The sequence below is a fragment of the Stomatobaculum sp. genome (genome assembly GCF_057248925.1).
In genome coordinates this window covers 59025-73370 of sequence record NZ_DBHIHF010000003.1, presented here as the reverse complement: position 1 = coordinate 73370, position 14346 = coordinate 59025, and the positions used below count along the sequence as shown (strand labels likewise).

Sequence of the window (14346 nt, the reverse complement as noted above, 5' to 3'; positions counted from 1 at the left end):
GCTTCCCTCTCTCTTTAGTCTATTTTATTCCCCGGGCGCCTGTCCCACGCTGGCTTTCTGTGCGGGGGCACTGACCTGAAGCGCCGGAACCTGCTCTATGGCGATCCCGGTCTCCGCGGGCGGCGCTTTGAGCTCGGCCTGCTTTGCGCTGCCCGGTGTCCTGCCGACTTTTGCGCCGGCCGAGACGGTCAGCTGCTCATTCCGCGCGCCGCTATCGGGCACGGCTGCCTCGTGCATCGCGCCGCTGCCGTCTATGGTCCAATGTTTTGCCGCGTAGTCAAACTCGGTATTGACCTGCATCACGCCGTCTTTGCCGAGCGAGTAGAGCGTGCCGCCCACATCGGTGACGCCGGTCCGCATCGCACCGTCGGGTCCGAGATAGTACCAGCTGCCGCCTATTTTCTGCCAGCCGTTTTGCATGACGCCGTTCGTATCAAAGTAATACCACTTCCCGTCCGTCTGCACCCAGCCGGTCTTCATGGCGCCGCTACCGTTTAAGTAGTACCAGTTGCCGCCAAGCTGCTGCCAGCCGTTTTGCATGACGCCGTCCTGCCCGAAGTAGTACCAGTTGTTGTCAAGCTTTTGCCAGCCGGTCTTACTGTCACCGCCCTGGCCGAGGTAGTACCACTTGCCGTCAAGCTTCTGCCAGCCGGTCAGCATCTTCCCGTCCGGCCCGAAATAGTAACGGAGATTGTCGATTGCCTGCCAACCCTTCTCCGTGACACCGTCGTCGCCGAGGAAGTACCAGTTGCCCTCCAGCATGAGCCAGCGGGTCTGCATCGAGCCGTCCTGATTGAGGTAGTAGAGACTGCCGCTGTCATCGAGCCAGCCGGTCTGCAGGGTGCCGTCCGGCGCGGCGTAGTAGAACTTGCCGCCGTCGGAAATCCAGCCGATTTCGAGGGCGCCGCTCTCGGAAAAGTGATACCACTTGCCGTCAATCTGCCGCCAGCCGAGCCGCATTTTGCCGCTCGACGGCTCAAAGTAGCGCTTGGAACCATCGACCTCTTTGAAACCGCCGGTATAAATGGTGCCGTCGTCCTGCAGATAGTAGGAGTCCTTGCCGTCGAAAATCAGCGCATTCTTCTGCATGCGGTAGTTCTCGTAGTAGTACCAGACGCCGTCAAACTTTTTCCAGCTGTTCGGCGGAATCTTGTCCGAGAAGTCGACAAACTGGAGGTCAATGTCCACATTGCCCTGCACGCCTGCGACTGCGCCGGACTCCGTGCCCTGCCACATCGCGGGGCGGTCGTACTTCGGCGTCCGCTCGTAGGCGGCGACCCAGACCGGGTACTGCGAGAGCGAAGGCATGTCGAGCTTGTTCTGAATCCAGTAGTCGTTCGCGTAGAGAATCGGATAGTAACCGGCGTCGCTAATCTTCTTGCAGAAGGCGTGTACAATCGCCGAAATCTGCGCTTTCGGAAGCGAGCCGAGCGTTTTCTCATTTTCCGCGTCAAAGGCAATCGGGTAGGAAATCGGATAGTCCTTGACGAGCTTCAAAATGAAGTCCGCTTCCTGCTCGGCCTCTTCGGGCGTGGTCGCGTAGGAGTAGATGTAGGCGCCGATTTTGACACCGGCTTTGACGGCCTGCTCGGCGTTTTCGCGAAACTTCGGATCGGTGTCCCCTTTGTAGCGGGTGCCGAGCATCACAAAGTCCACATCATCCGCGCGCGCCCGGTCCCAGTCAATGTCGCCCTGCCAGTGACTCACATCCACGCCGCGGTGCAGCACGCCGTCAATCGTGGAGCTTCCGTCAAAGAGGCGATACGTACCGCCGCTCTGGCGGCTCAGTTTTGCGTTCCCGGCGCCGTAAGAGCTCAGGCAGAGAGAAAAGAAACAGATAAGACTGAGTGCTGCTGCGGTGAGCTGCTTACCCTTTCTTCGCATGGCAGGCCTCAGTTATTCTTCTTGACGCCGGGGCCTGTGGTCTTGTCGCTCGGGAGTCCCTTCTTGCCGTTCGAAGCGCCGCTCTTCGTGTCGCTGCTCGCGGTCTCGGCCTCCTGTTTCGGCTCCTTGTAAAGGCTCACCTCGGTTGCCGGAACGCTCTCGTTCCCGGTGTAAGCGCCGTTGCCGTCGAAGGTATAGCTCACGCCGTTTAGGGTGAGGGTCGTGTTGCTGACCATCTTTCCGTCGGTGCCGAGATAGTAGTAGTGGTCGTTCACATGAATCCAGCCTGTCATCATGTGGCCGTTTGCGTCAAAGAACATCCACGCGTTGTTGATCTGCTTCCAGTTGTGAACCATCTTGCCGCTCTCGGGATCCATGTAGTAGCGGTTGGTGCCGTCGGAGAGCCAGCCGGTCTTCATCTTGCCGTCCTGGCCGAAGTAGTAGTAGATGCCCTCGACCTGCTGCCAGCCGGTCTTCATCTTGCCGTCGGTGCCCATCCAGTACCAGTCGTTGCCGATCTTCATCCACTTGAACGCACAGCGGCCGTCCGCCTTGAAGTAGTACCAGTTGCCGCTCATGTTGCGCCAGCCCACGGCGAGCTCGCCGGAGCCGCGCATAAAGAAGTAGTTCTCGCCGACCTTGAGCCAGTTCTCCTGCACGAGGACGCCGTCCTCGAGGCAGTAGTACCACTTGCCCTCATCCTTGATCCAGCCGGTCTGCATGAGGCCGTCGCTGCTGAAGTAGTACCACTTGCCGTCAATCTTCTTGAAGCCTTTCAGCATGACGCCGCTCGAAGTATCCATGTAGTAGTAGCCGTCCTTGGTCTGAATCCAGCCCTTATGGCGGTTGCCGTCATTGTCGTAGTAGACCCAGTTGCCGTTCTCGGAAGTCCAGCCGCTCGCCGCAAAGCTGTTCATGGTCGGCGTGAGCGCAAGCGCTGCGAGGAGCGCCGCAGCCGCAAGATATTTTTTCTTCATGAAAAAGTCCTCCTTTTTGTGTGCTTCGAACTTATCTGTTTCATTGTAGCAGATATTTGAAGTGCGAGAAAGCTTCCGCGCGGTAAGAATCCTTACAGTTGCTTTACTCTTCAATTAATTCAGGGGGGTGTCTGCGTCGCCCTCCCGCGCGGCGAAGCGCCGGTAGCCCTCTTTTGCGTAGCGGTACTGTGTGAGCGGATAGGTGCCGAACGAGACGCCGAGCGCCTCTTTGTAGACAGCCCAGAGCGCCCAGAGGAAGCCGCCGAGCGCCATGTAGGCGGTCACAAGCTGCTCGGCCCTGTCCCGCGGCACATCGGTGTCGCCGTAGTAGTCGAGGAGACGGAAGGCGTAGTCGAAATCCTGTTCCGCGTAGATGGTCGCCATTGCAAAATCAATCAGCGGGTCCGCCATGCCGGCGTACTCCCAGTCGATGAGCTTGATGCCCTCCCCGGTAAAAAGAAAGTTCGCGTAGACGGGGTCGATATGGGAGAGGGTCTCCGGGCGCTGTAAGCTGTGAATCCAAGCGAGCAGGCGGTTCATTTTTTCGCGGACTTCGGTGTAGTCGAGAAACGGAATCTCGCCTTTTTCGAGGCAGAGGGACTCGTAAAAGGCAATGCGCTCACCGAGGTCAAAGCGCTGGGACACGCGGCAGGGAGCCTCGTGCAGTTTCTTTAGGACCGCCATGCAGGCGCGGAGATCCGCCTCGGAATCGGGATCGGCTGTCCGCGCATTTTCATAGTAGACCGAGATTTTATAGCCGTTGTCCGGATTAAAATAAATCAGTTCCTCGGCGAGGTGAAGCGGTGCAATCGCGCGGTAGCACTCGCCCTCGGCCTTTCTGTCGATGAGCTGCGCCGTGCCTTCGCCCGGAATGCGGCAGATGTAGGCCTTGCCCTTGACCCGGAATAAGAAGGAGCGGTTTGTCATGCCCGCTTTCAGGCACTCGATGCCGGTAATCTCGGACTCCGGGACGTTTAGCACCTCGGCAATCAGCGCCATGGCCCTGCTGTCCGAGTGGTCGCGATAGGAGGCGTCGAAGGCGCGGAGTTCTTCGAGATTTTCAAACTCATAGATGACGCCGTCCGGCTGCAAATTCACACTGAGCGGCGGCGCCTTTTTTGCGGCGAGGAGATCGAGGTATACATTTTCCCAGTAGTACTGCTCCTTGCCGGGCGTATGATAGGCTTCTTTCAGGGCGGGAAGCAGCGCTATGCTAAATTCGCGGGACAGGTAAACCGGCCCGTACATCACATCGGCGTCCCGACCGCCGATTTCGACAGAAGTGATGAGGTCTTTCTTATTATAGTGCAGAACCCACTCCCGGGTTTCGCCGTCCGCGTGAACCGCCGCGTACCAGCTGCCGGGTTCGTAGGTGTGGAACAAATTCTCCCGCATCCAGTTGTCGGAAGAGAGGAGATACATGTTTCGCCCCTCAAAGAGAGAGGCTGCGCGGTAGACCGAGGAAATATTGTTCATCGTCGAATAGTCGGGGTTATAGAGGAGTTTCACGCCGTACTTGTCGATCAGATACTCAAAGGCCTCTTTTAAGTAGCCGACCACGAGAGTGATGTCGGTGATGCCGACTTCGTGCAGCTGGCGAAGCTGCCGCTCGATCATGCGCTCGCCGTTTACCTTGAGGAGTCCCTTCGGGCGCTCGTAGGTCAGCGGCACAAAGCGGGAGCCGAAACCCGCCGCGAGAATCACCGCGCCGTCCACGCGGTAGGGCGCGAGATAGGCAAAACCGGCCTCCGTGAGCTGCTGTCCGGACGCCGCCGTCTCCGACAAAAGTCCCTTTTCCTTTGCCTCGGCGCAGAGCGCGTTGACGCTGCCGAGAGAACTTCGCAGGCGGGACGCCAGGGCGCGCTGGGTCAGGGCAGGTTCGGCCGCGAGTTCCCGGAGCAGAAAAGCAAGTTTATCCATGGAATCATCTCCTTTACACAATGAGAAAGTGTTCATCCGAAACGAAAATTCAAAATATATGAACAGTATAGCAGAGTGCGCGGAAAGTGGGTAGCGGAGCGTGCATAGCGGGGCAGAGAAAAAGGCTTTTTATGCAGGTGGAGAAAAAAGAAAAGAAGACTTGACTGCGGGGGCTTTTCCACTGCTTTCGGGGGTGAAAGGCAGGATTGTACCGATATAAATACAAAAATGCGGAAAAAGCTTATCTTCGTAATATTTCTGTAAGGAAATAGCCAGAGAAAAGCTATAGATATTTTACGAGACTAGGTCTATACTGTGTCCTGTAAGCAAGAGAGGAACCGCTGGGCGGTATTTGTAAGTTGATTTTTACGCCAAAGCGCGGTAAAATCTCTTCGTACGCAATTAGGGATTTCAGTGGTTTCAAAACAACAGTGAAAAGGAGAGTGCATTTATTATGAGAAAGCAGACCAAAATTGCTGCAGTCGTTTCCGCAGCAGCGCTTCTTGCAATCGGTGCATCCATGACTTCTTTCGCAGCTACCGGCTGGCAGGAAGAGGACGGAACGTGGGTGTACTACAACAGAGCAGGTGAGAAGGTTGCAAACAGCTGGGAGTACTCCGGCGACAACCGTTTCTACCTCGATGATGCAGGCAACATGGCTACCGACAGCCTGATCGAGGACAACGACGACTACTACTATGTCGATGCTAACGGCGCAATGGTTCGCAACCGTTGGGTCGCAATCGACAACGAGGAAGCTGGCGAGGAGAACCAGCCGGATGTTTGGTGGTACTACTTCCAGGCAAACGGCAAGGCTTACAAGAACACCCACGCTTCGGGCAACATCTTCAAGAAGGTCATCAACGGCAAGACCTATGCCTTCGATGAGGACGGCAAGATGCAGTACGGCTGGGTCAAGAAGGAAGACGGCGTCACGGACTACGATGACAACGCTTACCAGGAGTGCGACTACTACTTCGGCGACGAGAACGACGGTGCAATGAGCATCGGCTGGAGAGAGATTGCACTGACCGATGTCGCAGATGCTGAGACCGAGCAGCCGGGTGATTCCTACTGGGATTCCGACCAGGTTCGTTGGTTCTACTTCAAGTCCTCGGGCATGAAGCAGACCGCCAGCACCAACAAGACCATCAACGGCAGAAAGTACGGCTTTGATCAGTACGGCCGCATGATTGCCGACTGGCACTCTGCTACGGCAAATGATGCTGACAAAGATCTGAGCAGAAGAGGTTCCAGCAACAATGCTACTGTAGATGCAACCAAGGACTACGCAAGAGACTTCATGTACTTCTCCTCTCCGGAGGACGGCGCTCGCTTCACCAAGGGCTGGTTCAAGGTGGTTCCGGGTTATTACCTCAACTACAAGGACTACGATGACGGCACTGACAGATGGTACTATGCAAACGGCGACGGCAAGATTGCTGCCGGCGAGATCAAGGCCATCAAGGGCAAGAAGTATGCGTTCGACCTCAAGGGCGGCATGATTTCCGGCCTTGCTCTGCTCCGCACCAACGGCAGAGAGATTTCCGAGTACGCTGACAGCGACGGCAAGTATGACAGCCAGGATTCCTTCGAGAGTACGGCTAGAGGCCTGAGCGGCGACTGGGGCTTCTACTACTTCTCGGACAACGAGGATAAGGACGGCTCCATGAAGACCGGCAACCAGAGAATTACGCTGGATGGCACGAGCTTCACCTTCAGCTTCAGAAAGGGCGGCACCAGAAAGGGCCAGGGTATCAACGGCCTGAACGAGAAGAAGTACTACCTCGGCGGCATGCTGATGACGGCTGATGCTGATACCAAGATTGAGCTTCTCAACAAGAACACGCTTGAGAAAGTCACGGTTGATAAGTTTATCCGCACCAACGGTCTTGTCGGCAAGGATGTGACCTCGGGCAAGGTTGGCCAGGCAAACAAGGGCGATGTTGTCTACACGGACGGAACTACCGGCACGACTGGTACGGCTACCGGCCTTGACCTCACGAGCCTTACGGCTGACTATGTTGTCGTCAATGTCTCCGGTAATGTCGTGAAGAGCGGCTCCAAGGTTGACGGCGACGGCTACAAGGTTGTGCTTGACGGCAACAACAGAGTCAAGCAGATCATCACTTCCTACTAATTTCAGTAGCAGTCAGTTTCAGTATCATCATTTCGAAATGAAATACTAATTGCGGCAGCAGGAGGGCAGAAATGCCCTCCTGTTTTGCTGTCATAAAAACAGTGAAGTTTCTGTGAGCGGAAGCTTGCAAAACTCTTACGAAACAGGGAAGAGGTCTTACAATCTCTGAAACTCCCTTGCTTTTTTTGGGGGAGCTTCGCTATAATGCGGACAGTGCCGGAAAAGTTCCGGCGGAACGGAGGTAAGAAATGATGAGAAAATTATTTGCAGTCGCAGCCGCTTCGGCGCTGACCCTTGCGATGAGTACCACGGCGTTTGCGGCAGCCTGGAAGCAGGACAAGACAGGACAGTGGCGCTACATGACGAGTGACAGCACCTGGCTCACGAGCACCACGACGCCGGACGGCTACCAGGTCGATGTGAACGGCTACTGGAACGGCCAGCCGAGCACCAAGGCAGCGCAGCAGGCGAGCGGCAATGCGCTGGACCAGGGCGAGAGTGCGGTCTCGCAGTACAAGGTGAACGGCAACCGTATCTTTAAGATCACCGAAGCGAGCCTTGACGAGGCTTCGAACAGCTATCAGATTAAGGTGGATCTCTTTGACACGGCGTTCAAGACGAACGATGAGATCAAGGCGATCAAGAAGGGGGATACCGTAGAGCTCCCGGGCGTCGGCAAACTGACCGCCGAGAACAATGCGGGCCGCGGTGTGCTCCGTGCATCGACTGCGCCGAAGAAGGATGGCACGACGCCGAAGGAGTCCGGCTACTCGGTGCGCCTCACGGATGCGGCGGGCAATCACTACATGCTTTCGGCGCAGCGCCTCCGCAAGACCAATGCGGATAACTCAACCTCGGAAGTGATTTTGCGCCCGGTCGCGACCGGCATTGCACTCACGCTTCCGACCTATAGAAGCTCGCAGCGCGTGAATGGTACGAGCCACTACAGCTCCACGAAGAAGATGATCGAGAACAAGATGATGTTCGAGGCGACGCTGAAGGGCAGCGAGATCACCGAGCTGAAGGACACGGTCTACAACTACGACACGACCACGACGCCGGTGTACAGTGAAGACGCAGGACACGGTCACCTCGCGAATAAGGACGAGTACTAAAGCGATGGAAGCGGACCGGGAGTACGGCAGGGTTCTGCGGAAGAAGCGGGAGCTCGCTTACGAGGGCACGATTCTAAAGGTGTACCGCGACCTGGTGGTTGCAAACGGCAGAGAAGAAAGCTGGGACTTTATTCACCACGACGGCGCCGCCGCCGTGGTGCCGGTGCTCCCGGACGGGCGCATCCTGATGGTGCGGCAGTACCGGAATGCGCTGGACCGCTTTACCCTGGAACTGCCGGCCGGCAAGGTGGACAGTCCCGAAGAGCCGCGCGTGCTCTGCGCCTTCCGTGAACTTTCGGAAGAGACCGGTATGCGGGCGGAGAGTCCCGAGGCGCTTGAATTTCTGCTGCGGATTGACACGACCGTCGCTTTCTGCGACGAGGAGATTGATATTTTTGTCGCGCGAAATCTCCTGCCGGGGGAACAGCATTTGGATCCCGACGAGGTGATCGATGTGAAAGCCTATGAGCTTTCGGAACTCCTCGCGCGGATTGACCGCGGCGAGATTCGGGACGCGAAGACGGTCGCCGGGCTCACGGCCTATGCGCTGCGGTGCTTGCGGAAAAACGAAGCTTAAAAAAATGAATCCGCGCTCTCTGCGGACAAATCAAACAAAAGCGCAAGATATTAGGTTTACATAAAGAAAATGCCCATATTTTGAAGTGAGACAGGCAAACCGCGACAGCCGCTTTCCGGCGGCTGTCGCGCGGTTTGCTTTTTGGGTTCTGTACCGCTATACTGGTGTGACCAATGAGGGTGAGGGGGCGATCGGAATGGAAGAAGCGTTGCGGGCATTTTTGCGCGCGCTGCGGGAAGAGCGGCACATGGCAGAGAATACACTGCTCTCCTATGAGCGGGATTTGAAAAAATTATTTGCGTGGTTTCGGCAGGAGGGGGTCACTTCGCTCGCGACAGTCAGCGAGCTCAGACTGAATTCCTATCTGCTCTGGCTCGAGCGGGAGGGTTTTTCGGCGGCGACCATTAACCGCGCGGCGGCTTCCATCCGCGCTTTTTTTGCGTATGAGACGGCGGGCGGGCGCTATCTCACGTCCCCGGCGGAGGGATTGCGCTGCATGCGGCAGGAACACCGGAATCCCTATATTCTCGAGGAGGAGGAGATTCAGAGCTTTCTCCGCGAGACCGAGGGGAGCAGTGCAAAGCAGCTCCGCGACCGCGCGATGCTCGGGCTTCTCTGTGCGACGGGACTCCGAGTCTCCGAGCTCATCTCGCTGAAGACCGGCGATGTGGATGTACAGCTTGGCTATGTGCGCCGGCAGTCGAGAGGGCGGGAGCGCGTGGTCTCGTTTGACGAGGAGCTTCGGCAGGCGCTCTGTCTGTACCTTGAGTCCGGGCGGCCGCTGCTCTTAAAGACCGCGGAAGAAGAGCATCTCTTTTTTAACCTGAGCGGCGGCGCGCTGAGCCGCCAGGGCGTCTGGAAGATGATACGCGCCTACGGACAGAAGGCGGGCATTGCGGGCGAGGTGACGCCCCAGTCCTTAAAGAACAGCTATGCCGTGCACCGCATGCTCCGCGAGAGTCGCGCGGCAAAGCAGAGAGCCGTGAGACAGCGCACCGGGGGAAGACGATGAAATTTGAACTGCACAGCGAGTTTCAACCCATGGGAGATCAGCCGAAGGCCATACAGGAACTGGTCGACGGTTTTCGCGTGGGCAACCAGTTCGAGACCCTGGTCGGCGTGACGGGCTCGGGCAAGACCTTTACGATGGCAAATGTGATTCGGGAGCTGCAGAAGCCGACACTCATCATCTCCCACAACAAGACGCTCGCGGCGCAGCTCTACAGCGAGATGAAGGAGTTCTTCCCGAACAACGCGGTCGAGTACTTTGTCTCCTACTACGACTACTATCAGCCGGAGGCCTATGTGCCGCAGACGGACACCTACATCGAGAAGGACGCCGCGACCAATGAGGAGATAGACCGGCTCCGGAATTCGGCGACGAGCGCGCTCCTCGAGCGGGAGGATGTGATTGTGGTTGCGAGTGTCTCCTGCATCTACGGTCTCGGCAGTCCGACGGACTATAAGAACATGATGGTGAGTCTCAGGCCGGGGCAGGAGAAGGACAGAGATGAGGTCATTGCAGAGCTCATCAACATTCAGTACAACCGGAGCGACCTCGACTTTCACCGCGGCACCTTCCGCGTGCGCGGCGATGTGATAGAAATTTTTCCGGCGGATCAGGATAAGCTCGCCTACCGGATTGAGTTCTTCGGCGATGAGATTGACAAGATCACCGAGACGGATGTGCTGACCGGCAATCCGCTCGCGGAAGTGCTGCACATCTCAATTTACCCGGCGAACCACTATGTGGTGCCGCGCGAGAAAATCGAGCGGGCGGCGCGGGAAATTCTCGCCGAGTGCGAAGACTATGTGAAGCTCTTAAAGAGCGAGGACAAGCTCCTCGAGGCGCAGCGCATTGAAGAGCGGACACACTACGATGTCGAGATGCTCCGGGAAACCGGTTTTTGCTCCGGCATTGAAAACTACACGCGCTTTCTGACCGAACAGAAGCCGGGCGAGCCGCCGTTTACGCTGATTGACTATTTTCCGAAGGATTTTCTCACGATTGTCGACGAGAGCCATATCACAATTCCGCAGATCGGCGGCATGTTCAACGGCAACTTTGCGCGAAAGTCGACGCTCGTGAAGTACGGCTTCCGTCTGCCGAGTTCCATGGACAACCGCCCGCTGAACTTCGCGGAGTTCGAGGAGCGTATGAACCAGATGCTCTTTGTCTCGGCGACGCCGAACCGCTATGAGGCGGAGCATGAACTGCTTCGCGCGGAACAGCTGATACGTCCGACCGGTCTTCTGGATCCCGAGATTTCGGTGCGCCCGGTCGAGGGACAGATTGACGATTTGCTCTGTGAGATCAACAAAGAGATCGAGAAGAAGAATAAGATTCTGGTCACGACGCTCACCAAGCGCATGGCCGAGGATCTGACGACCTATCTCCGCGAGGTCGGCATCCGCGTTCGCTACCTGCACTCGGATATCGATACCCTGGAGCGCGCGCAGATTATCCGCGCGATGCGCCTCGACGAGTTCGATGTGCTGGTCGGCATCAACCTGCTCCGCGAGGGGCTGGACATCCCGGAGATTTCGCTGGTCGCGATTCTTGACGCCGACAAGGAGGGCTTCCTCCGCTCGGAGACCTCGCTCGTGCAGACCATAGGCCGCGCGGCGCGAAATGCCGAGGGCCGTGTGATTATGTACGCCGACAATATGACAGACTCGATGCGCCGGGCGATCTCGGAGACGGAGCGCCGCCGCACGGTGCAGGAGGCCTACAACAAGGCGCACGGCATTACGCCGACCACAATCAAAAAGGCGGTTCGCGATGTGATTATGCTGACCAAGGCGGTCATTGCGGATCAAAAGCAATGGGACAAGGACCCGGAGTCGATGAGCGATGCAGAGCTTCGCCGCCTCTCGAAGGAACTTGAGAAGAAGATGCGTCAGGCCGCGGCCGAACTCAACTTCGAGGAGGCAGCGAGACTCCGCGACCGCATGGGAGAGGTGCTGCGCCTCCGCAGCGACCCCGAGAGCCGCGAGAAGGCGGCGGAAGTGCAGCGCGCCGTCGCGGTGCGCTACGAGAAACCGGCGGAGCACAAGCGGAACAAGCGGGAATAAAAGATGGCCTTGCTCTCCGGCGCAAAACAAGGTATAGTAGTAAGGTATTTTGTGTTTGTAGCGCAGCTGGATAGCGCGTCAGACTCCGACTCTGAAGGTCGCGGGTTCGAATCCCGCCAGACACAGACCTGAGAGAAGCCCCGAAACGGGCTTCTCTTTTTTTGCGCGAATTTTTGCCGTGTACGGTTTCCCGGGAACGGTATGCCGGGAGAAGAAGACAAGGAAGCAAAAAGCACTCTTCCTGCGGCACAAGGCATTTTTGCCGTGTACGGTTTCCCGGGAACGGTATGCCGGGAGAAGAAGACAAGGAAGCAAAAAGCACTCTTCCTGCGGCACAAGGCATTTTTGCCGTGTACGGTTTCCCGGGAACGGTATGTCGGGAGAAGAAGACAAGGAAGCACAAAGCACTTTTCCTGCGGCACAAGGCATTTTTGCCGTGTACGGTTTCCCGGCAACGGTATGCCGGGAGAAGGAGACAAGGAAGCAAAAAGCACTCTTCCTGCGGCACAAGGCATTTTTGCCGTGTACGGTTTCCCGGGAACGGTATGCCGGGAGAAGAAGACAAGGAAGCACAAAGCACTTTTTCTGCGGCAAATCTCGTGGAAGAGGAGGTGCGAAGCGGCGGGCGGCGCGGGAGCGACCGGCCGAAAATTGCGGACTGGAGTCTGTTTTGGAATCATGGTAAAATAGGTGAATTACAACGGAGGTTAAACGAGTGCGATACGAAAAGGATAGAAAGATATTTGGGGTCGATGAGCTCACGCTGCAGCGTTTTGGGCGCTTTCTCCTGCTGCCGCTTGCGGCGCTCATCCTGATTCTCGTGATTCTCGCGCTGGATCACAAAAAGACGGCAAAGCCGAAAGCGGAAAAGGCCGGCAAGAGCGGCTACAATTATGCGGCCGCCGCGCCCGAGAAGTGCACGGACGACGCAGTCAACACGCTTGTGCAGGACTACCTGACCGCGCGCTCCCAGGGCGATGCGGAGGAGTTGTACCGCGTCTTCGGCATGAGCGGGCAGGAACTGCCGACCGCGCTGCAGGAGCAGATGGCGGCGGAGAAGAAGCTCTACGACGCGTTCGAGAACACAATCACCTATGTGATTCCGGGCGTTGAGACGGGGAGCTACATCGCCTACATCGAGAGCCAGGCGTGGTTCAAAAAGATTCAGACGCCGGCACCCGTGCTGCTGCGCGCTTACATTGTGAGCACCGGTGACGGGCTGCAGATGAAGCCGGACGAGTCACTGTCGGAGGCGGAGCGGGCGGCAATCAAGGCGGCCGAGGGCAGCGAGGCGGTCAAGAAGATGAACAATGACTACCGGACGGCGCTCGCAAAGGCGATTGTGAGCGACGCAAAACTCGGCTCACTCTACCAGAAACTCCGCGCGGGCGGCAGCGCGGCCGCAGCCGCGGAGGAGACAACCGAGGAGAGCACGGAGGCGGTGACCGATGCGGTCATCGAAATTCCGGGCACGAGTGCGGCGGAGACGGCAGCAGAGACCACAGCGGCGACAGAGACCCCGGCGGCTTCGGAAGGGACGGAAGGCTGATGGAGTTAAAAGATTTTTACTACGAGTTGCCGGAGGAACTGATTGCGCAGGACCCGCTCGAGGACAGAGCTTCCTCGCGGCTCATGGTGCTGCACCGGGAGAGCGGCGAGATTGAGCACAGACATTTCCGGGACATTGCGGCGTACCTGAAGCCCGGCGACTGCCTGGTCTTAAACGACACGAAGGTGATTCCGGCGCGCCTCATCGGCGAGAAAGTGGGCACCGGCGCGAAGATCGAAGTGCTGCTCCTCACACGAAAAGAGGACAGAACCTGGGAGACTCTCGTGAAGCCCGGCAGAAAGTGCCCGATCGGCACAAAGATCAGCTTCGGCGAGGGGAAACTGATCGGCGAAATTGTGGGGCAGACCGAGGACGGCAACCGCTTTGTGCGCTTCTCCTACGAGGGGGTCTTTGAGGAGATTCTCGACGAGCTCGGACAGATGCCCCTGCCGCCCTACATCCACCATCAGTTAAAGGACAAGAACCGCTATCAGACGGTCTATGCGGCGCACGAGGGCAGTGCGGCGGCGCCGACCGCGGGGCTTCATTTTACCGAGGCTCTCTTAAAGAGTCTTGAGGAGAAGGGTGTTATCATTGTCCGCATCACCCTCCATGTGGGACTCGGCACCTTCCGTCCGGTCAAGGAGCAGGATATTCTGAAACACCACATGCACGAGGAGTTCTATGTGGTGAGCGAGGAAGCCGCAGAGACCGTGAACCGCGCAAAGGCGGCGGGCGGCCGCATTGTGTGTGTCGGCACGACGAGTTGCCGTACGCTCGAATCCGCGGCGAATGAGGACGGAACACTCCGGGCCGAGAGCGGTTACACCAAAATTTTTATTTACCCGGGCTACCGCTTCCGCATTCTGGACTGCCTGATTACCAATTTCCACCTCCCCGAGTCAACGCTGGTCATGCTGGTCAGCGCGCTCGCCGGGAGAGAGAAGATTTTAAATGCCTACCGCGAGGCCGTGAAGGAGCGCTACCGCTTTTTTAGCTTCGGGGATGCGATGTTGATTGTGTGAGATGTTACAAACGGGAGAGGACCGGGGCGAGAGCACCGGTCTTTTTCTGTCCGGCGCGGCAGGGCGGCCAAACTTGACTGGAAG

Annotated in this window: 10 protein-coding genes and 1 tRNA gene; 8 read left to right on the top strand and 3 right to left on the bottom strand. The window is 57.5% G+C overall.

The features are described 5' to 3' along the window. Positions 1 to 24: 24 nt before the first annotated feature. The 3 genes from ACO4XG_RS01565 to ACO4XG_RS01555 form a co-directional block, all read right to left on the bottom strand. Complete coding sequence (locus tag ACO4XG_RS01565; RefSeq protein WP_308509256.1) at positions 25 to 1884, bottom strand: GH25 family lysozyme; 1860 nt, start codon at positions 1882 to 1884, stop codon at positions 25 to 27. 8 nt (positions 1885 to 1892) lie between these two features. Beyond that, positions 1893 to 2861: a cell wall-binding repeat-containing protein gene (locus ACO4XG_RS01560; protein WP_308509257.1), complete on the bottom strand. Its 969-nt coding sequence runs from the start codon at positions 2859 to 2861 to the stop codon at positions 1893 to 1895. A 114-nt stretch (positions 2862 to 2975) separates the two neighbouring features. Then, positions 2976 to 4781: a phosphotransferase gene (locus tag ACO4XG_RS01555; RefSeq protein WP_308509258.1), complete on the bottom strand. Its 1806-nt coding sequence runs from the start codon at positions 4779 to 4781 to the stop codon at positions 2976 to 2978. Between the two features lie 454 nt (positions 4782 to 5235). On the opposite strand from ACO4XG_RS01555, the gene ACO4XG_RS01550 reads away from it, so the two are divergent. The 8 genes from ACO4XG_RS01550 to queA all read left to right on the top strand — a co-directional run bounded on the left by ACO4XG_RS01550 (position 5236) and on the right by queA (position 14262). Continuing rightward, positions 5236 to 6921 carry a PspC-like choline-binding domain-containing protein gene (locus tag ACO4XG_RS01550; protein ID WP_308509259.1) on the top strand — a complete coding sequence of 562 codons (1686 nt, stop codon included), beginning with the start codon at positions 5236 to 5238 and terminating at the stop codon, positions 6919 to 6921. Positions 6922 to 7169: 248 nt separating this feature from the next. Next, positions 7170 to 8036: a hypothetical protein gene (locus tag ACO4XG_RS01545; protein WP_308509260.1), complete on the top strand. Its 867-nt coding sequence runs from the start codon at positions 7170 to 7172 to the stop codon at positions 8034 to 8036. Between the two features lie 4 nt (positions 8037 to 8040). After that, positions 8041 to 8613 carry an NUDIX hydrolase gene (locus ACO4XG_RS01540; protein ID WP_308509261.1) on the top strand — a complete coding sequence of 191 codons (573 nt, stop codon included), beginning with the start codon at positions 8041 to 8043 and terminating at the stop codon, positions 8611 to 8613. A gap of 196 nt (positions 8614 to 8809) precedes the next feature. Further along, on the top strand, positions 8810 to 9625 hold the full coding sequence (locus ACO4XG_RS01535) for a tyrosine-type recombinase/integrase (RefSeq protein WP_485129634.1): 816 nt from the start codon (positions 8810 to 8812) through the stop codon (positions 9623 to 9625). Next, on the top strand, positions 9622 to 11688 hold the full coding sequence (uvrB, locus tag ACO4XG_RS01530) for an excinuclease ABC subunit UvrB (RefSeq protein ID WP_308508657.1): 2067 nt from the start codon (positions 9622 to 9624) through the stop codon (positions 11686 to 11688). Before ACO4XG_RS01535 ends, uvrB begins: the two co-directional genes overlap by 4 nt. A gap of 51 nt (positions 11689 to 11739) precedes the next feature. Beyond that, positions 11740 to 11813, top strand: a tRNA-Arg gene (locus ACO4XG_RS01525). A gap of 590 nt (positions 11814 to 12403) precedes the next feature. Beyond that, positions 12404 to 13237, top strand: a complete 834-nt coding sequence (locus tag ACO4XG_RS01520) for a hypothetical protein (protein WP_308508656.1) — start codon at positions 12404 to 12406, stop codon at positions 13235 to 13237. Continuing rightward, positions 13237 to 14262 (top strand): tRNA preQ1(34) S-adenosylmethionine ribosyltransferase-isomerase QueA, encoded by a 1026-nt coding sequence (gene queA, locus ACO4XG_RS01515; protein WP_308508655.1) that lies wholly within the window; start codon positions 13237 to 13239, stop codon positions 14260 to 14262. The genes ACO4XG_RS01520 and queA overlap by 1 nt, the downstream gene beginning before the upstream one ends. Positions 14263 to 14346 lie beyond the last annotated feature (84 nt).